This window comes from Paraburkholderia sp. BR10141 (assembly GCF_056155635.1).
Genome location: NZ_JBMIQH010000012.1, coordinates 56,297 through 74,749, shown reverse-complemented (window position 1 = coordinate 74,749; position 18,453 = coordinate 56,297). Strand labels below are relative to the sequence as shown.

Sequence of the window (18,453 nt, the reverse complement as noted above, 5' to 3'; positions counted from 1 at the left end):
GCGTGGGGCGGCGGTGCCTCGCGGCGGTGCGCTCACAACAGCGGCAGCGTGAGCCGAATGTGCTCGGCGAACGCCGCCGTGAGGAGCGACGGCCGCTTGCGTCCGTACTTGATCGTAATGCCCACGGCCGGCAAGGGCGGCAGCGCGGGATCGCCATTGAGTATCGCCAGATCCGCCGGAACGGCCGTTTGCGTCATGACGGCGAAGGCCTGGCCCGAACGCACGAGCGCGGTGAGACCGGCGAGGCTGCTGCTCGCATACGCGACGCGGTAGGCGCGGCCCATCCTCTCCAACGCTTCACAGGCTGCGATGTGATCGAGGGTGTCCGGATCGGAGAGCGCGAGCGGCAGCGGATCGACATGGGCGGAATCGAGTCCGGGCGAGCCGATCCAGACCAGCTGCTCGCGGCGAATGATCTCGTCGTGCGGGCCGCTTGCGTTGGCGGACCCGATGGCGGTCAAAGGCAGCGATACCAGGGCGAGATCGACCGCACGCTTGTCGAGCTGTTCGAGAAGGCGCGGCGTGGGAACGCATACGACTTCCACGAGCGCATTCGGATGCTGGCCCGAAAACCGGCGCAGCAAGGAGGGCAGAAATACGGCCGCATAGTCGTCCGGGCAGCCGAAGCGCAGGGTGCCCGACAAGCCCGTGCCGCACAGGTCGGCCATGGCCTCGTCGTGCAGGCGCAGAATGCGCTGGGCGTGCACCAGCAGGCGCTCGCCGGGGCTCGTCAGCGCAACGCCGCGGCCGGTGCGCTGAAACAACGGCTGATCGACGATCTCCTCGAGCCGCTTGATCTGCTGACTCAGCGCCGACTGGGTGCGGCCCACGCGTTCGGCCGCGCGGCTTATCGAGCGCACCTCGGCGATAACCGCGAACGAACGCAGCAGATCGATTTCCAGCGGTCGGCTCACGATATTAGACCCTCTTCTAGCTTGCATAAGAACTATTCGATTCAATAAAACCAGAGCGCCGCCTAGACTGCAAGGAAAACCCGCAAAACCCGCTACCCGACGAGGAGAAGCCCGTGTCCAGGAACGACGACGAACAGTTTTGGCGCAACGCGAGACAGCATCTGATCCGCTATGGCGGCACGTTCGAGCCGATGATCATCGAGCGCGCCCAGGGCAGCTTCGTCTACGACGCGGACGACCGGCCGATTCTCGACTTCACTTCGGGACAGATGAGCGCGGTGCTCGGTCACAGCCACCCGGAAATCGTCTCGGTCATCAACGAATACGCGAGCAGGCTGGACCACCTGTTCAGCGGCATGCTCTCGCGGCCCGTGGTCGAACTGGCCACGCGTCTCGCCGACGTCACGCCCGACGGGCTCGACCGGGCGCTGCTGCTGAGCACCGGCGCGGAGTCGAACGAGGCCGCCATCCGCATGGCGAAGCTCGTCACGGGCAAATTCGAAATCGTGGGCTTTGCGCAGTCGTGGCACGGCATGACGGGCGGCGCGGCTTCGGCCACCTATAGCGCAGGGCGCAAGGGCGTCGGCCCCGCAGCGGTGGGCTCCTATGCGATTCCCGCGCCGTTCACGTACCGGCCGCGCTTCGAGCGCAACGGGCAATACGATTACCTCGCGGAACTCGACTACGCGTTCGATCTCATCGACCGCCAGTCGAGCGGCAATCTCGCGGCCTTCATCGCGGAGCCGATCCTGAGTTCGGGCGGCATCATCGAACTGCCGCCCGGCTATATGGCCGCACTCAAGCGCAAATGCGAAGAGCGCGGCATGCTGCTGATTCTGGACGAGGCGCAAACGGGCGTCGGGCGCACCGGCACGATGTTCGCGTGCGAGCACGACGGCGTGACGCCCGACATTCTCACGCTATCGAAAACACTCGGCGCCGGGTTGCCGCTCGCGGCCGTGGTCACGTCCGCGCAGATCGAGGAAGCCGCGCACGAACGGGGCTTCCTGTTCTACACGACGCATGTGTCCGATCCGCTTCCTGCTGCGGTCGGCCTGCGGGTGCTGGACGTCGTGGCGCGCGACGGACTCGTTGCGCGCGCAAATATCATGGGCGGCCGTTTGAGGCGCGGGCTGCTGGATCTGATGGAGCGCTTCGAATGCATCGGCGACATTCGGGGGCGCGGGCTGCTGCTCGGCCTCGAGATCGTCAAGGACCGCCGCACGAAGGAGCCCGCCGACGGCCTTGGCGCGAAAATCACGCGCGAGTGCATGAAGCTCGGGCTCAGCATGAACATCGTGCAGTTGCCGGGCATGGGCGGCGTGTTTCGCATTGCACCGCCGCTGACCGTGAGCGAGCAGGAGATCGATCTCGGCGTGGAGTTGCTGGGGCAGGCGATCGAGCGCTCCCTCTGAGGACCAGGGTCGTCGCGGCTAGGCCTTGCCGCGCGACCCGGCCGTGCTCACTTGAGGCTTCGCGAGCGCACGTGCGGCGAGCGGCGTGGACATGACGATGGACGTGCGCGTCTCGCCGTAGAGATTGATGCGCTGGATCAGGCGCTCCAGGTCGGCCACGCTCGTCGCGACGAGGCGAATGACATAGGAGTCCGCACCGGTCACGTGATGGCATTCGAGCACCTCGGCAATCGTGCCGAGCAGCTTGAGAAACTTCGCTTTCGCGGATTGGGGCACCGTGATGCCGATCAGGGCCGAGATCGGATAGCCGGCGGCGGCCGGATTCACGCGCGCCGTGTAGCCTTCGATCACGCCGGCCTCTTCGAGACGTCTCACGCGCTCCGTGACCGCAGGCACCGAGAGATGCACCTGGCGCGCAAGCTCGGTGTAGGTCATGCGGCCGTTATCCTGCAGCAGCGCCAGTACTTTCCAGTCCAGATCGTCCATCATGGCGAAATGTTTAAGGTGAAAGGCCGATTTTCCCTTAAATCCCGGCTTCTGCGGATACTCTTCGCGGTCTACGATAGTCCCCTATAGAACACGCATTGCGGAGAGAGGGGACATGTTGTTCGTCAAAGCCGTGGCGATGGGGTTTTGCATCGCCGCACCGGTCGGGGCCATCGGCATGCTGTGCATCCAGCGCAGCCTGAGCCGCGGTTTTTACTCCGGCTTCGCAACCGGCATTGGCGCTGCGTGCGCCGATGCGTTTTATGGCTTGCTCGGCGCGCTCGGCGTGGCCGGTATCGTCACGGCGCTGCCGATGCTGACGGTGGTCTTGAAGGCGGCGGGCGGGGCATTTCTGGTGTGGATGGCGTGGACCATCGCACGCGCGTCGTCGACCGCGCCGGCCGCCGTACAGGAGACGCAGCGCAGCCCTGTCGCGCGGGATTTCCTCACGACGTTTGCACTGACGCTCTCGAACCCACTGACCATTTTTTCGTTCATTGCCGCGTTTGCCTCGCTCGGGCCATTACCGCCCATGCCAGGCGAGCAGGGGGCGCCGGGAGGGTTTTCGATGGCGCTGATGGCGACTATGGTGACGGGCGTGTTCGCGGGCTCGGCCGTGTGGTGGCTGTTCCTGAGCGGCCTGACGTCCGCGTTGCGTACGAAGCTGCCGCTCGCGTTCACGCGGGGCATCTCCCTTTTTTCCGCCGTGGCGATTGCCGCGTTTGGCGTGGTTCAGATGGTGACCGGTCTCGTGCGGCTCGCTTAAGACGTCGTTTCGAAACGTTCGAGGGCTTGCGCCACTTCCTCGATGTAGGCGTCCGTCATTGCGCAGTCCGCGAGCGCCCGCCTGAGCTGGAACACATATTCCGCGTTGCTGCCGAGCGGCCCATGCGCTTGGGCTATCGCACGCGCGGCAGTCGCGGGGCTCGAATCAGCCTCGTATTGTCGCGGGCAGGTGTTCGCCACGAAGGCGAGGGCGTGCCGCGTCTCGCCCGTCGCGAGCGTCACCGAGGTCCAGGCGGGCGTGTAGGCGCCCGTCAGCATCTCGCGGGTCCAGAGGATGTGCAACTCTTCGTCGAGCGTGGCCGCATCGAGCCGCAGCACCACGCCTTGGGTATGGCCGCCGCGCTCCAGCGCGAGCATGCGGCCGGGGCACTGCGGCGTGCCGCGCCCGCCGAACAGGCGGATGCAAAAGCTCCTGCGCCAGCCGTGCAGCGTGGCGTGCGCGCGCCGGTCGAAGTGCGAGAGCGGATTCCACATGAGCGAACCGTAGCCGAACACCCAGACCTCTTCGCCGGCGGGGCGCTTCGCCATCGTTTCGGCGAGCGACTGGGCGATCTGGGCTTGCGTCCAGAGAATTTCCGGCGGCAGATGGCTGAAACTCTCGAGAAACGCGCCGGAGCGAATGGCGTCCCTGTTTAGCATGGCGTTGACGGGTCGGTGGAGGCTACGCGACCAAGTATGCGGTCGGCGCGGGTGGGGATAAAGTGGCTGGAGCGCGATGCTGCGTTCAACTGAGGGCGACAATCGGGGCGGGGCGCTCTTGTCCCCTCCGCACTTCCCCCAGGATCGCGCCGCCAGGCGCGTGCGGGTTATGAAGTGCTGCTCGCGTTGAGCGACTATAGCGCGTCGAACGAAGAGCGCCTGCTCGATACGGTATTGAGCCGCCGCCCCGAAGGCGTGCTGCTACGGGACTACGCAAGCGGCCGCGCTCATGCCCGGCGCGGTCGCTTGAATCCAGCGCTCAATGCCCCAGACCGCTCGCCGCGATCTGCTGCTCGACGTACTGCGCGAACAGCGAATGCGTGTGCGTGGTCGGGTGAAGGTCGTCGGCGAACATATAGGTTTGGTCCGCATGGGCCGAGACGTAGGTGACGGGCGAGCAGAGCAGCGAGGTGTTGTCCGGCGTTTTCGAAGGGTCGCACGCCTGGGCCGTGTTGGACACGGTAAACCCGTTCGTCTGGAAGTTCGCGACGAGCTGCGTGATCCAGGTGTAGGAATCGATTTCGATGACCTTGCCTTGCAGGCCATCCGTCTGCAACGCGCTGTTCAATGTCGAGTTGAAGAGCTGCGATAGCTGGGTCAGGTTCGCGCCGCCGTCGGTCGAGGTGATGCCCTTGGGCGAGAGGCCGACGTTCGGCACGTTGATCACCACGACATGTGTGGCGCCGGCCTGCACGATCTGCCCGACGACTTGTGCGAGCGTCGTGGCGGCAGTCTGCACGACGGTATTGGCTGTCGGCGGGTTGCCGGCGCGCAGCACGTCGTTCGCGCCTGCCCAGACCAGCACGAGCTGACCGGAGTTGAAGGTGCCGTGAGCGGAGATATAGCTCGACACCTGCTGATTGACCGGCATTTCGATGTTGCCGATCACGTCCGAGAGGAAGTCGTACTGGTTGGCCGGCGTGGCGACCGTCGAGCCGCCCTCTGCGTAGCCGAAGCCGCCTTGCGCGCTCAGCTTGTGATCGAGGCCGACTGTGTATGCGGCGTTCAGGGTGTCCCCATAATATTGCGCGACGTCCTGGGACCAGACCTGACCGGGGTTGGTCGTGAACCGCCCGCCGCCTGCGGCGCTCGCAAGCGGCGCGTAGGTCCCGACGTCGGAAAGACTGTCGCCGAACGAGACGACTTGCAGCTTGACGCCGCCAGCCGGCGTGCTCGTGCCGGGGTTCGAGCCGCCACCGCCTCCTCCGCCACCGCCGCCGCAAGCCGCGAGCAGGTAAATCAGTCCGGCGGAAATTGCCACCCGGATCCGGGTATCGATCGTTGCCATTGTGCCCCCTTACCGCTTGACGCGATTGCACCCGCGACCGGATAGGGCGGGCCTAAATGGGCTAGCAAAAACAATGCGCGCAGCCTACAAATAGCTGACTGGAAGGCGCGTGAGGCGTTACAGAGCCAGCATTTCGAGCCGGTTGCCGCCCAGCGCCTTCGCGCTGTAGAGCGCGGCGTCGGCGGCGGCCAGCAGCTCGGAGAGCGTGGACGCTTCCTGACCATGTTGCGCCAGGCCGATGCTCACCGTGGCGCGTATGGCGATGCCATCGACCTTGTTCATGGGTGTTTGAGCGAAACGCCTGGCGATCGCTTCGCCCACCGCTTTGGCGCGCACGCGGTCATGGCCTGGCAGCAGGGCGGCGAACTCTTCACCGCCTATGCGCGCGAGGATCGCCTCGGGTCCTACGGCGCTGCGGGCAATGTCCGCGAACGTCTTGAGGACTTCGTCGCCGGTCTTGTGGCCGTAGCGATCGTTGATGGTCTTGAAGTGGTCGAGATCGAAGGCAAGCAGCGAAACCGGCTGACGCGCCCCGGGCTGACGCGTCCCGATCTCGTTCATCACGCGCTCGCCTTCTTCGAAGAAGCAGCGGCGGTTGCCAAGGCGGGTCAGGTAGTCCGTTTGAGACTCGCGCAACAACTGCCCATGCGTTTCTTCGCGTACCAGCTTGATCAGGGCCATGGGCAGAATGATCGAATAGAGCACGCCTTCATACATCGTGATCTTGCTGACGAGCGCGACGAAGCCGTCCCCATAGCGGTTGCCCAGCAACGGCAGGACAAACGTCCTGAACAGGTAAAAGAGTGCGTGGACTCCGGTGACGAACGTCGCGACGTGGCGCGATTGGCCCCCTTTCATGCCGTCGCCGCGCAGCAGCTCGCGCGAGGTCATGGCGCTCACCAGTGCAATAGGAAACGCGCTCGCGTAGTACCACATGGCCTGCGGATGCCGTGCGCCCCATGTGGCCCATGTCAGTGCGATCAACGCGAGCAGGGCGAACGAGGCCGCCCGGTAGTGCCGCCCGTTCAGCGTCGCGACGCCATGCAGGACCAGCAGATAGCCGGCCATCATGACGAGGTTGCTCAGAGCGGCGCCCCAAACCCCTGGCAAATTGGCGCGCACGAGCACCGCGGCGCAGCCGGCTGCGAGGGTCGCGTAGCCCCCGGCCAGGACCCGCAATGCCTTGCTGCGCGCGGGATGCGTACGATGCTCCCAGAGCGTCATCAGGGAACTGGCTAGCAGGGTCCCGATCAGGAGGAAGTAGATGGTAAGTAGATCGACGTGCATCGCTGGCGTGAGGCTTCTACACCGGACATCGCGGCGAACGCGCATTTTACGCCGAAACTTAATAGTGCGATGCCCGGTCCCTGATTGTCCGTTACGTGCCCCTGGCGTGCCCCAGCGGCTTCACGCGTCGCGCCACGCCTCGATGCGTTCTGTATCGAGCCCGAACGGGTCGTGCGCGCGTGTGACTTGCGCAGGAGTGCGATGGAGTTTTTTGTTGTGCTCTGAGTGCTTTGGCCTTTTCTTGTTTTCGCGGCATGCCGACGTGAAAACAAGGAAAGGCCAAAACAGAAAAAGGCGAAAAAACCAAAAGGCTAAGGATAATCCTGCATGGCAAGCCAATGCCGAATCATCCTGGCCTGGTCGGCATCGAGCGACTTGAGCACCTGCTCAGCGGGCTCCCGCCGCAACGCCTCAACCACCGGCGCCAGCGCAGCATCGCAAAGATGCCAGATCCCCAGCGGCTGATCCGGACTAGCGACCACATCCGCTTCGGCAATCATGCCGCCATCAATCACGGGCGCACGCCCCACATTCAACTCGTTGAAATCCGCGCTCACATGCGCGGGACGGTCGTCAGGCCATGCCCCACGCGTTTGCCAGAATGGCTGCGTAGTCCACCGCTGTTCGAGCGCGTAGACATCGCGCCCGGTGCGCGCGAAGCGCATGAACAACTGCTCGATGCGCTGCTGATGAAAGCGCAGCGCGAGCGGCGCACGCTCGGGCCGTGCGAGTAGCGTATGGATCACCGCGGGCGCCTGCAACGCGGAGGTCAGCGACTGGAACACGCCGTTGCCCGCGAGCGGATCGACGGCCATGGCTGCATCGCCCACGCGCAGCCAGTTGTGCCCGCCAGTACGGCCGCACAGCGTGGCAGTGCTGCTGCGCGCGTAGAGGCGCGCGTCGGTCGCGGCGTCGCCCGCGAAGAAGTCGCTGGCAAGCGGCGAATGCCGCATGCGCTCGCAAAACGTGAGCAGTTCATCGCGCTGCGGCAGTTCGGGGTTCGTGACGTCCAGCGTCAATTGCCAGTAGCAGCGGCCGTCGCCCAGGCGCGCCATCCATGCCCATCCGCCAGGCAGGCTTTCCACCGCAGTGGCTGATGCGCCCCCGCGGCCCTTCCATACGTTCAGCAGGCTCACGGTTTGCGGGCCGCGCGTGGCGTCGCGCAATAGCGGCGCGAGGCGCCCGCGCGCTTCGACCAGAAAGTCCGCGCGTAGCGTGAGCGGTCCGTCGGCGGTTTCGATCATGAGATCGTGACCCGCCGATGAGGAATGCAGCGAGCGCACATTCGCCTCGATCACGTCCACGCCCGCGCTGCACAGGTCCTCGCGCAGGGCCGCATCGAATACGCGCCGGTCCACGAGAAATTCTGCGTCGAGCGTTTGCAACGCGCCGTTCCAGAGCGTGGTGCGCACGCACGGTCCTTCGCCGCAACTGGCTGCGCGATGCAGGCCCGCACGGCGCAGCGCTTCGATTGCACGTGCCGACAAGGCTTCGGCCGCGTCGAAGCGGCGCCAGTCGCTTACCACCTCCACGCGATAATCGAGCCCCGCGAGCGCACGCGCAACGGCTGCGCCCGCTGGCCCCGCGCCAAGCACGACGATGCTGGCGGCATTCATGACGCGCGCGCTCGCGAAGGCACACACGCGTGTACGCTCGCAAACATGATGTGCGTGGCGGCATGAAGGTGAGGGAGGTAACCGTGCATGCTGTCCCCCGTGGAATCATGGCGCATCGCTTTGCGACCCCTGCGCTGCGCTCGAAAGGAGTGAAACCTAATCTGGCATAGATGCCGCGATAAAGCTATCCGGTCAAAGGAGGATTTCAGTAGCGGAAATCCCGCATTCCGATGCGCAATGCGTATGAACGATCGTGCGCTGTAATTGCTTTGCGAATTGGCGATGCATGCCGGATAGCGACACGCATTGATCGTCTGTATTCCTCACAAGGATGCTTCGGCGTAACGAGGCAAAGCGGGGCAGCGCGTGGTTGTGGCTAGCGCGGCGGCGCTGCGGACGTATTTGCAGGAATGCCATCCTGCCATGCGCTCCAGTGCGCGACGATGGTCTGAACGAGAGGATGTCCCGCGCGATAGAGATTTTCCAACGCGATGGCGAAGCCGCCCTGGCTCGCATAGTTAAGCAGATTCGCCGCGTTCGATTCTCCTGCATACGGACGATCGAAGTCCGAGCCCGCGCGCAGCACGGCCACGCGATCGAGGTCCACGCGTTGCGCACGCGCCGCGCGGCTCAGTGCTTCGAACGTGGCGTTGTCCTCCTGCTGCGTCATGCAGTAAACGCCTTGGCCGCCCGTCAACTGGCGCGTGAATTCGCTCGCCCTCGCGCCGAGCGCCTTGCCCGACCACCAGGTATCGTCGGCGACCGAATCGCAGCGGATCACCGTAGGCGGCCGGTTCGCGGGAGCGTAAGCATATTTCGCGCGCGCGGCCTGGGCCTGCGCGCTATCGGCGAGCGTCACGTTGCGCGACATCGCCCAGGCGGCCGAGGTGAGCCTCGGATTCAAGTGGAACACTTCGGTGCGGTAATCGAGCGCGGGCTTGTCGTCAGGGCCTTTCGTATTGATGCCGAGATAGCCGGTGCGCCAGCCGCGCGGGCGGCCGTCGCCGTCGATCTCCCACTGCAGGCCGAAATCGACGAGCCAGTCCGACCAGGCCGCCGAGCCGATCGTGCCGTGCCCGGGGTTCACACCCGCAATGCCCGCGACGAGAAAGTAGGTCTTGCGCAGGTCGAACTGCGGCGCGAAGGCGAGGGCCATCATCGAAGCGGCGGCATTCGCATGGCCCATGCCGGTCGTCATCACGCAGACATCGTCGGCATTGCATTGCACAGCGGGATAGTCGGGCGAGAGGCCCGCGATTGTCACGGACTCCCAGGGACCGAGGCGCTCGAGCCATGTCTTCGCTTCGGGTGCGAACATCGTCACAATCATGACTTTCACCGGACGTCCGTGTGCCGTGGCGCCCGCTTGTGCGAAGGCCGCGGGTTGCGCAGAAAGCGTTCCGGTGTTCTGTTGCCCTGGACGTGGCTGCGATGCACAGGCAGCGAGCGCCAGCGCGGCGCAGAGGAACGTGAGGCGGGTTCGCATTGCGCAACTCCTTTTCTTTATACGCGTAACAGGCGGCACGATTGATCGGGCGAATGTTCAGGAAAATACGCTCGACTATGACAGTTTTGCGAAGACGCGGCGCCTCGCAGGGCGCTGTTGCCCTTGTGCGCCACGCAAAGCGCATTTTCGCGCCAAGTTCCTATACTTCGACTAACGCGCCCGACGAGGCAGCCTCGCCAACACGAAGCGACAAGGCCGCGCGGCCCCCGGGCCCGCATGCGGCAGCATCAGGAGGGAGACATGGGACAATCCGCATCCGCGGCGCACGGGCACCTTGGCGACTCCGGCCCGCATCGTCCGGCGCTTCCCGCGCTCGCGCTGGCCGCGCTCGGCGTGGTCTACGGCGACATCGGCACGAGCCCGCTCTACACGCTCGCCACCGTGTTCGATCCCGGCAACGGCCTTGCCGTCAATGCTTTCAACATCGTAGGTATCGTCTCGCTGATTTTCTGGTCGCTCATGATCGTCGTTTCGCTCAAGTACGTCGCGCTCATCCTGCGCGCGAACAATCACGGCGAGGGCGGCATCATGGCGCTGCTCGCACTCGCGGCTTCCTCGGTGGCGTCACGGCCGCATCTGCGTGCCACGCTGCTCGTGATCGGCGTGATGGGCGCGGCGCTCTTCTTCGGTGACAGCGTGATCACGCCGGCCATCTCGGTGCTGAGCGCCGTAGAAGGCCTCGAAGTGGCCGAGCCCGGGCTCAAGACCTACGTGATTCCGGTGACGCTTACGGCGATCATCGTGCTGTTCGTCACGCAAAAGCACGGCACGGGTGGCATCGGCGCCGTGTTCGGTCCGGTGATGGTGCTGTGGTTCATCGTGATCGCTGCGGCGGGTGTGGCCAACATCGCCTCCGCGCCGGCCGTGCTGTTCGCGCTCGATCCGCGCGAAGGCATCGCGTTTTGCCTGCATCACCGCTGGCTCGCCTTTGTCGCGCTAGGCGCGGTCGTGCTCTCGCTCACGGGCGCCGAAGCGCTCTATGCCGACATGGGCCACTTCGGCAAGCAGCCTATTCGCCTCACGTGGTTCGGCCTGGTGTTTCCCGCGCTCGCGCTCAATTACCTCGGGCAGGGCGCGCTGCTGCTGGCCAACCCAGGCGCCGTGCAAAACCCGTTCTACCGGCTTTTCCCGCAATGGTCGATCGTGCCGATGATCGTGCTTGCGACTGTCGCCACCGTCATCGCTTCGCAGGCCGTGATTTCGGGCACCTATTCCATGGCGATGCAGGCCATGCAACTCTCCTTCCTGCCGCGCATGAATATCGTGCACACCTCGGAGCGCGAAATCGGGCAGATCTACGTGCCCGGCATCAACTGGATCCTGCTCGTCGCCGTGGTCGCGGCGGTGGTGGGCTTCCGTTCGTCGACGGCGCTCGGCTCCGCTTACGGCATCGCCGTGACAGGCACCATGCTTATCACGACATTCCTCACGTTCTTCGTCGTGCGTTACGCGTGGCACTACAACTGGCTGCTGTGCGTGTTCGCCACGGCGTTCTTCTTCGTGATCGACGCCATGTTCTTCTCGGCCAACCTGCTCAAGATCGTGGACGGCGGCTGGTTCCCGCTCGTGATCGGCGCACTGATGTTCACGGTCATGGCGACCTGGGGCAAGGGCTGGGAAATGATGGCGGCCGAGGCGCGCGTGCGCGCCGGCAAGAAGCCCCTCAAGCCTTATCTCGCGACGCTGCTCGAGAACTCGCCGGTGCGCGTGGGCGGCACGGCGATCTTCCTCACGCCGAACGCCGACGCGGTACCGCACGCGCTCGTCAACAACTTGCGGCACAACCGGGTGTTGCACGAACGCGTAGTATTCCTGAGCGTGAAAACGAAGGACGTGCCATGGGTGGCCGAGAGCGAGCGCGTGATGGTCGAACTGCTATGTCCGGGCTGCTACTGCGTCGTCATCAATTACGGATTCAAGGACGAGGTGGACTTGCCATGCACGCTCGCCGCCTACAAGTCCGCGGATTTGACGTTCGATCTCGACGAGACGTCGTGGTTCCTCAGCCGCGCCGTGGTGGTGCCGAAGCGCGGCCATGGCATGTCGCTCTGGCGTGAGCGCCTTTTCGCGGTGATGCTGCACAACGTCGGGAATATCGCCGCGTTCTTCAAGCTTCCAGCCAATCGTGTGATCGAGGTCGGTGCACGCGTCGAGATCTAGGCGGCTCGACGCGCCTGGGTTGTGGCGCAAACGCGTGGCAGGCTGTCGCGCTGACGGAAACTCAGGCGTAGGATGATCGGAATCGCATCGTGGTCATGTGGCAGCGAGCCGGTTGCAAGCGGCTCGCCGCATGACCGAAGGAGGGCCATCATGAGACGCCTCTATTTCCTCGCTCCCGACACCACCACGGCGCAGGCGATCGTCGACGATCTGCTGCGCGCGCGCATCACGTGGCGTCATATCCATGTGCTCGCCAATCATAGTGTGGGGCTCGAGCGCTTGCCCGAGGCCTCGCTGCTGCAGCGCAGCGACGTCGTGCATGCGCTGGAGCGCGGCGTGATGTTCGGCGCGGCGACCGGCGCCGTCGTCGGTCTCGTCGCGCTGATGTTTCCGCCCGCGAATTTCGATATCACGGGCGGGGTCGTCGTCGCGCTGACCCTCGCGGGAATGATATTCGGCGCGTGGGTGGCCGGCATGATCGGCGTGGACGAACCGAATACCCGGCTCGCGCGTTTTAATAGGCCGATCGAGGACGGCCAACTGCTGGTCATGGCCGATGTGCCCGGCTCGCGCGAAGCGGAGATCGAGGCGAACATCGCCCAGCACGTTCCGCGCGCCGATGTGGAAGGCGCGGAAGCGACGACGCCCATCTTCCCCTGAAAGCGCCGGGGCTCGAGTGCGAATCACGGCAACGGGGTAGGCCTGAGCGCTTGCCCCGCCGCTTGTCGTCCAGTTCGCGCACCATTTCATCCGCCTTGTCTCGCTTTTTTAGGGCCGCAGCGCTGAACCGCTGACCGCCCAGGTTGAGCCGCGCCGCCCGCCCGGCGCCCGCCGCCGGGCCCGCCATTCCCTCGCCAAATCCGCATTTTGACCGGCTTACGCCCGCGACAAGGCAAAATACGGGTTTTGAGCCCGAGCCGGGCTCGAGTTTCCCCTGCCGGCCGCCTCCTTCCAGGCATCGATCGGGCCTCGTTGCGAGCCCGGCAGGTCGGCTCGCCTTGTCTGCGAGCCCTCAAGCGATATTGGAGTCGTCTACATGCCCGAATCGAATCTGTCTTTCTTCGGCCGCCTTTCGGTCGCGCTGGGATCGTTCTTCGCGATCCTTGGCGACGGCGAGCTCGCCGCCAACGTGCGCCGTCTGCGCGAAGGCGGGTTCGCGGCCGCCGCCGCTGCGCCTGCGCCTGCCGCGGCTCCGGTCGCGAAGCCGGCCCCCGCGCCCGCACCTGCACCCACCGTCATCAAGGAAGCTACGCCCGACGCCGCGCTCCAGTTGCTCGGCCTGCTCCAGCGCAACGCGCGCTTCGTCGATTTCGTCGAGGAAGACATTGCCGGTTATGCCGATGCGGATATCGGCGCCGCCGCCCGCATCGTCCACGAAGGCTGCCGCGCCACGCTGCGCGACCACTTTTCGATCCGCCCGGTGCGCAGCGAGTCCGAAGGCTCGCGCGTGACGCTGCCGGCCGGCTTCGACGCCGCCGCCGTGCGGCTCACCGGTAACGTGGTGGGGGAGGCGCCGTTCAGCGGCAGCCTCACGCATCGCGGCTGGCGCGTCGAGGAGGTCAAGCTGCCGCAACTCGTCAAGACGCATGACGCGCGCATCATCGCGCCGGCGGAGGTGGAGCTGTGAGCGATCCGCGTTATTCGATTGGCGTCGACCTGGGCACAACGCATTGCGCGCTGTCCTACGTCGACCTCAGCGCCAGCGATGGCGAAAAGACCCAGCAGGGCGTGCTGAACGTGACCCAGCTGACGGCGCCGGGCACGCTGGAATCGCCCGATCTGCTGCCTTCGTTTCTCTACTTGCCGCATGCGGGCGAGCTGACGCCGGGCGACCTCACGCTGCCGTGGACCACTACGCGCGAGTACGCCGTTGGCGAGCTCGCGCGCAGCCGTGGCGCGGGCACGCCGATCCGCCTCGTCTCGAGCGCGAAGAGCTGGTTGTGCCACCCCGGCGTGGATCGCCGCGCGGCCATTCTGCCCAACGACGCGCCGCCCGAAGTCACGCGCGTGTCGCCGCTCGAAAGCTCGGTGCGCTATCTCACGCACCTGCGCGAGGCCTGGGATCACGCACATCCGGAGGCGCCGTTCGGCGAGCAGGAGATCACTGTCACGATTCCCGCCTCGTTCGACCCTGCCGCGCGCGAGCTGACGGCCGAGGCGGCGCAAGCGGCGGGCTACGCCAACATGACGCTGCTGGAAGAGCCCCAGGCGGCGCTCTATAGCTGGATCCAGAAAAGCGGCGGCGCGTGGCGCAAGGAAGTGAAGGTCGGCGACATCATCCTCGTCGTGGACGTGGGCGGCGGCACGACCGACCTTTCGCTGATCGCCGTGGTCGAGCGCGAAGGCAATCTCGAACTGCACCGCGTGGCCGTGGGCGAGCACATTCTGCTCGGCGGCGACAACATGGACCTCGCACTCGCGCACGTCGTCGCGCGCAAGCTCGCGTCCCAGGGCACGCAGGCCGATCCGTGGCAGCTGCGCGCGCTGACCTATGCGTGCCGCTCGGCCAAGGAAACGCTGCTGAGCGACGCCTCTGTCGATACGGTGCCAATCGTCGTGCCGAGCCGCGGTTCGAAGCTGATCGGCGGTTCGATCCGCACGGAACTCACGCGCGCCGAACTCACGCAGATCATTCTCGAAGGCTTCTTCCCGCAGGTGGACGCCGCCGCGCGTCCCGCCGTGCGCACGCGCGTGGGTCTCACGCAGCTTGGCCTGCCGTATGCGCAGGACGCGGGCGTCACGCGCCATCTCGCGGCCTTCCTCGGCCGCCAGGTGCAGGCGCTCGCTGAACTCGAAGGCTTTGGCGCGCCGCCCACAGGCGCGACCTTCCTGCACCCCACGGCGGTCCTGTTCAACGGCGGCGTGTTCAAGTCGGCGCTGCTCTCGCAACGCGTGCTCGATATCCTCAACGGCTGGCTCGCGGCCGAGGGTGCTGCCCCCGCGCGTCTGCTCGGCGGTGCCGATCTCGACCTCGCGGTGGCGCGCGGCGCGGCCTATTACGGCTACGTGAAGCGCGGCAAGGGCGTGCGCATTCGCGGCGGCACGGCGCGCGCGTATTACGTCGCCGTCGAATCTGCCATGCCGGCGGTGCCGGGGCTCGAGCCGCCGGTGTCGGCGCTCTGCGTCGCGCCGTTCGGCATGGAAGAGGGCACCGAGGCGGCGCTGCCGCCGCAGGAGTTCGGCCTCGTCGTGGGCGAGCCGGTGCACTTCCGTTTCTTCGGCTCTTCGGTGCGGCGCCTGGATCAGGTCGGTACGATGCTCGACTACTGGTCGCCCGAAGAATTGCAGGAGCTGGAGGAAATCCAGGCCACGCTGCCGACCGAAGGCCGCACGCCCGGCGAAGTCGTGCCCGTGAAGCTGCACGCGCGCGTGACGGAGGCGGGCACGCTGGAGCTCGAAGCCATGCCGAGCGGCACGAACGAGCGCTGGAAGGTCGAGTTCGACGTGCGTGGCGGAGCGGGCGACTGAGCACGATGAAGCAATACGTCGTCGGCATCGACCTGGGGACGAGCAATACGGTCGTGGCGTACGTGGAGGCGGGCGGCGACGCCATCCGCGTGTTCGACGTCGAGCAGCTCACCGGCCTCGGGGAAGTGGGCGCGGAAAAGATGCTGCCTTCCGCGCGCTATCACCCGGCGGCAGGCGAGCTTGCGGCAGGCGATCTGCGTTTGCCGTGGCGCGCACCGACGCCCGGCGACGACGCCGTCATCGGCCGCCTCGCGCGCACACTCGGCGCGCAGGTGCCCGGCCGGCTCGTAGCGAGCGCGAAAAGCTGGCTCTCGCACGCCGCGGTGGACCGCCTCGCGCCGATCCTGCCGTGGGGCGCGCCCGACGACGTCGCCAAGGTTTCGCCGGTGACCGCGAGCGCGAGCTATCTCGCGCACGTGCGCGCCGCGTGGAACCATCGTTTCCCGCATGCGCCGCTCGAAGATCAGGACGTGGTGCTCACCGTGCCCGCCTCGTTCGACGACGGCGCGCGCGCGCTCACGCTCGAAGCGGCGCGCATGGCGCAATTGCCCGCGCTGCGTCTGCTCGAAGAACCGCAGGCCGCGTTCTACGACTGGCTGTATCACCATCGCGCGACGCTCGATGCGGAGCTGGGCGCGTCGCGCCTCGTGCTCGTGTGCGACGTGGGCGGCGGCACGACCGACCTCACGCTCATCAAGGTGCAGTTCGAGGGCGGCGAGCCGCAGCTCACGCGCATTGGCGTGGGCAATCATCTGATGCTCGGCGGCGACAACATGGATCTCGCGCTCGCGCATCTGGCCGAAAGCCGGCTCGCGAACGCGCAAACGCGGTTGAGCGCGGCGAGCCTTTCGCAGCTCGTGGAACGCTGCCGCGTCGCGAAGGAGCAGTTGCTCGACACGAGCGCGCCCGAGTCCGTGCCGATCACGCTGCTCGGTGCCGGCGCGCGTCTCGTGGGCGGCGCGCGCACCACGCAGCTTGGCCGCGAGGAAGTCGCGCAGATCGTGGTGGACGGCTTCTTCCCCATGGGCACGGCCGGCGACCTGCCGCGCCGCTCGCGCGCGGCGATCGTCGAGTTCGGCTTGCCCTATGCCGCCGATCCCGGCATCACGCGTCATATCGCTGCGTTCTTGCAGCGCTTCGCGGCGCAGTCGCGCGAGGCGCTGGGTTTGTCTGGCGCTGCCGGTGAACCGGAAGCCGCGCTGCCCATGCCCGACGCGCTGCTGCTCAACGGCGGCGTGTTCCGCGCTCGCTCGCTCGCGCAGCGTCTGGCCGATACGCTCCGCACGTGGCGCGGCGAGCCGCTCAACGTGCTGCAGAACGATCAGCCCGACGTGGCCGTTGCGCGCGGCGCGGTCGCCTATGCGCTTGCGAGGGCAGGCAACGCGCCGCGTATCGGCGGCGGCTCGCCGCGCAGCTACTTTCTCGTGCTCGACGAAGGCGCGGGAGCCGATGCCGCTCCGCGTGGCGTGTGCGTCCTGCCACGCGGCACGGAGGAAGGCCACGAGCTGCATCTGGACGACCGCACGTTCGCATTGCAACTGGGCCAGCCGGTGCAGTTCCACCTTGCATCGACGGTGGCCGACACCGCGTGGCAACCCGGCGAGCTGGCCGACCTCGCGGCGGCCGACTTCGTGCGCCTGCCGCCGCTCGCAACCGTGGTGCCCGCGGGCGGCAATGCAAAGACGGCACGCGAGCGCCCCGTCAAGCTCACGACCGCGCTCACCGAAATCGGCACCCTGGAGATGCACTGCATCGCCACCGATGACGCCTCGCAGCGCTGGCTGCTCGAATTTGCGCTGCGCCGCGCGGAGCACGAGGGCGGTGCAGGCGCGGCAAGCGGCGAGTCGCGCCATGCGGGCCTCGACGAAGCGATCGAGGCGATCGAGCGCGTGTTCGGCGCGCGTTCCGCCAAGGTCGACCCGAAGGAAGTGAAGCGCTTGCGCGCGCATCTCGAGGAGCGGCTCGGGCCGCGCCAGAACTGGGACGGACCGCTGCTGCGCGAGCTGTTCGGCGCGCTCTGGGAACGCGCGGGCAAGCGGCGGCGCTCCGCCGATCACGAACGCCTGTGGCTCAATCTCGCCGGCTTCTGTCTGCGTCCGGGCTTCGGCTATCCGCTGGACGAATGGCGCGTCGAGCAGCTCTGGTCGCTCTTCGACGACGGCATCCAGTTCGTAGGCGAAGGCCAGGTGTGGTCGGAGTGGTGGACGCTCTGGCGGCGCGCGGCGGGCGGCCTGAACGAGGCGCAGCAGGACGAGGTGCTGGCGGCGATGACGTACCTCGAAGAGGCGGCCGGCGCGAAGCGCCACAAGCTGCCCTTCGACGCCGCGAAGCTGGGCGTGCCGGACATGATCCGGCTCTATGCGTCGCTCGAGCAGATTGCGGCCGAGCGCAAGATCGAGATCGGCGAGCGGCTGTTGCAGCGGCTCCAGAAGCCTACCGAGAATCATCAGACGTGGTGGGCCGTGGGCCGCATCGGCGCGCGCCAGCCGTTCTACGGCAGCGCGCACGGCGTGGTGCCGCCGCACACCGCAGCGCTTTGGCTCGATGCGATTCTCGCGCTCGACTGGAAGAAGATCGAACCGGCGATGTTCGCCGCCGCGCAAATCGCGCGCATGACGGGCGACCGTTCGCGCGACCTGCCCCCCGGGCTGCGCGAGACCGTGGTGCGTCGGATGGAGTCGGCGAACGCGCCGCCCACGTGGGTCACGATGGTGCGCGAAGTCGTCGCGCTCGATACGGCCGACACAGGCCGGGTGTTCGGCGAGGCGCTGCCGGCGGGGCTGAAGCTGATCGCGGGCTGAGCGTGGACTGAGCGATGCGTGACTTC

The 18,453-nt window shown here is 66.5% G+C and carries 14 protein-coding genes; 7 read left to right on the top strand and 7 right to left on the bottom strand.

Annotation, left to right across the window (positions count from 1 at the left end; genetic code table 11):
* Positions 1-32: 32 nt before the first annotated feature.
* Positions 33-941: a LysR family transcriptional regulator gene (locus ACOJB8_RS18385; protein WP_475013547.1), complete on the bottom strand. Its 909-nt coding sequence runs from the start codon at positions 939-941 to the stop codon at positions 33-35.
* Positions 942-1,027: 86 nt separating this feature from the next.
* Between ACOJB8_RS18385 and ACOJB8_RS18380 the strand changes: the two genes are divergently transcribed.
* Entirely contained in the window at positions 1,028-2,329 is a 1,302-nt protein-coding gene (locus ACOJB8_RS18380; RefSeq protein ID WP_368617060.1) for an aspartate aminotransferase family protein, read from the top strand.
* 18 nt (positions 2,330-2,347) lie between these two features.
* Here ACOJB8_RS18380 and ACOJB8_RS18375 read toward each other — a convergent pair whose 3' ends face one another.
* A complete protein-coding gene (locus tag ACOJB8_RS18375; protein ID WP_475013676.1) occupies positions 2,348-2,815 on the bottom strand; it encodes an Lrp/AsnC family transcriptional regulator in 468 nt (155 codons plus the stop codon).
* Positions 2,816-2,930: 115 nt separating this feature from the next.
* Here ACOJB8_RS18375 and ACOJB8_RS18370 point away from each other — a divergent pair, with 115 nt between their 5' ends.
* A complete protein-coding gene (locus ACOJB8_RS18370; RefSeq protein ID WP_475013544.1) occupies positions 2,931-3,581 on the top strand; it encodes a LysE family translocator in 651 nt (216 codons plus the stop codon).
* Here the strand turns inward: ACOJB8_RS18370 and ACOJB8_RS18365 are convergent.
* From ACOJB8_RS18365 to ACOJB8_RS18345, 5 genes are all read right to left on the bottom strand, one after another.
* Positions 3,578-4,240 carry a gamma-glutamylcyclotransferase gene (locus ACOJB8_RS18365; RefSeq protein ID WP_475013542.1) on the bottom strand — a complete coding sequence of 221 codons (663 nt, stop codon included), beginning with the start codon at positions 4,238-4,240 and terminating at the stop codon, positions 3,578-3,580. The genes ACOJB8_RS18370 and ACOJB8_RS18365 overlap by 4 nt on opposite strands.
* A gap of 319 nt (positions 4,241-4,559) precedes the next feature.
* Positions 4,560-5,588: an SGNH/GDSL hydrolase family protein gene (locus ACOJB8_RS18360; RefSeq protein ID WP_475013540.1), complete on the bottom strand. Its 1,029-nt coding sequence runs from the start codon at positions 5,586-5,588 to the stop codon at positions 4,560-4,562.
* 117 nt (positions 5,589-5,705) lie between these two features.
* Positions 5,706-6,875, bottom strand: a complete 1,170-nt coding sequence (locus ACOJB8_RS18355; RefSeq protein ID WP_475013538.1) for a GGDEF domain-containing protein — start codon at positions 6,873-6,875, stop codon at positions 5,706-5,708.
* A gap of 311 nt (positions 6,876-7,186) precedes the next feature.
* Positions 7,187-8,491: a flavin-dependent monooxygenase QhpG gene (gene qhpG, locus ACOJB8_RS18350; RefSeq protein ID WP_069266885.1), complete on the bottom strand. Its 1,305-nt coding sequence runs from the start codon at positions 8,489-8,491 to the stop codon at positions 7,187-7,189.
* Between the two features lie 376 nt (positions 8,492-8,867).
* Positions 8,868-9,977, bottom strand: a complete 1,110-nt coding sequence (locus ACOJB8_RS18345) for a purine-nucleoside phosphorylase (RefSeq protein WP_475013537.1) — start codon at positions 9,975-9,977, stop codon at positions 8,868-8,870.
* Positions 9,978-10,238: 261 nt separating this feature from the next.
* On the opposite strand from ACOJB8_RS18345, the gene ACOJB8_RS18340 reads away from it, so the two are divergent.
* The 5 genes from ACOJB8_RS18340 (at position 10,239) to ACOJB8_RS18320 (ending at position 18,427) form a co-directional block, all read left to right on the top strand.
* Entirely contained in the window at positions 10,239-12,158 is a 1,920-nt protein-coding gene (locus ACOJB8_RS18340; protein WP_475013535.1) for a potassium transporter Kup, read from the top strand.
* 150 nt (positions 12,159-12,308) lie between these two features.
* The gene (locus ACOJB8_RS18335; protein ID WP_368617065.1) at positions 12,309-12,818 is read left to right on the top strand and encodes a DUF1269 domain-containing protein; all 510 of its coding nucleotides are present in this window, start codon (positions 12,309-12,311) and stop codon (positions 12,816-12,818) included.
* Positions 12,819-13,194: 376 nt separating this feature from the next.
* Complete coding sequence (locus ACOJB8_RS18330) at positions 13,195-13,785, top strand: DUF2760 domain-containing protein (RefSeq protein ID WP_368602124.1); 591 nt, start codon at positions 13,195-13,197, stop codon at positions 13,783-13,785.
* Positions 13,782-15,626 carry an Hsp70 family protein gene (locus tag ACOJB8_RS18325; protein ID WP_475013532.1) on the top strand — a complete coding sequence of 615 codons (1,845 nt, stop codon included), beginning with the start codon at positions 13,782-13,784 and terminating at the stop codon, positions 15,624-15,626. The genes ACOJB8_RS18330 and ACOJB8_RS18325 overlap by 4 nt, the downstream gene beginning before the upstream one ends.
* 5 nt (positions 15,627-15,631) lie before the next feature.
* Positions 15,632-18,427 (top strand): Hsp70 family protein, encoded by a 2,796-nt coding sequence (locus tag ACOJB8_RS18320; protein WP_475013530.1) that lies wholly within the window; start codon positions 15,632-15,634, stop codon positions 18,425-18,427.
* Positions 18,428-18,453: the final 26 nt, after the last annotated feature.

Excerpts from the sequence above, each read along its gene's own strand:
- ACOJB8_RS18345 (WP_475013537.1), bottom strand. The coding sequence starts at position 9,977 with ATGCGAACCCGCCTCACGTTCCTCTGCGCCGCGCTGGCGCTCGCTGCC.
- ACOJB8_RS18340 (WP_475013535.1), top strand. The coding sequence starts at position 10,239 with ATGGGACAATCCGCATCCGCGGCGCACGGGCACCTTGGCGACTCCGGC.
- ACOJB8_RS18320 (WP_475013530.1), top strand. The coding sequence starts at position 15,632 with ATGAAGCAATACGTCGTCGGCATCGACCTGGGGACGAGCAATACGGTC.
- ACOJB8_RS18335 (WP_368617065.1), top strand. The coding sequence starts at position 12,309 with ATGAGACGCCTCTATTTCCTCGCTCCCGACACCACCACGGCGCAGGCG.
- ACOJB8_RS18375 (WP_475013676.1), bottom strand. The coding sequence starts at position 2,815 with ATGGACGATCTGGACTGGAAAGTACTGGCGCTGCTGCAGGATAACGGC.
- qhpG (WP_069266885.1), bottom strand. The coding sequence starts at position 8,491 with ATGAATGCCGCCAGCATCGTCGTGCTTGGCGCGGGGCCAGCGGGCGCA.
- ACOJB8_RS18365 (WP_475013542.1), bottom strand. The coding sequence starts at position 4,240 with ATGCTAAACAGGGACGCCATTCGCTCCGGCGCGTTTCTCGAGAGTTTC.
- ACOJB8_RS18355 (WP_475013538.1), bottom strand. The coding sequence starts at position 6,875 with ATGCACGTCGATCTACTTACCATCTACTTCCTCCTGATCGGGACCCTG.
- ACOJB8_RS18360 (WP_475013540.1), bottom strand. The coding sequence starts at position 5,588 with ATGGCAACGATCGATACCCGGATCCGGGTGGCAATTTCCGCCGGACTG.
- ACOJB8_RS18330 (WP_368602124.1), top strand. The coding sequence starts at position 13,195 with ATGCCCGAATCGAATCTGTCTTTCTTCGGCCGCCTTTCGGTCGCGCTG.
- ACOJB8_RS18370 (WP_475013544.1), top strand. The coding sequence starts at position 2,931 with ATGTTGTTCGTCAAAGCCGTGGCGATGGGGTTTTGCATCGCCGCACCG.
- ACOJB8_RS18385 (WP_475013547.1), bottom strand. The coding sequence starts at position 941 with ATGCAAGCTAGAAGAGGGTCTAATATCGTGAGCCGACCGCTGGAAATC.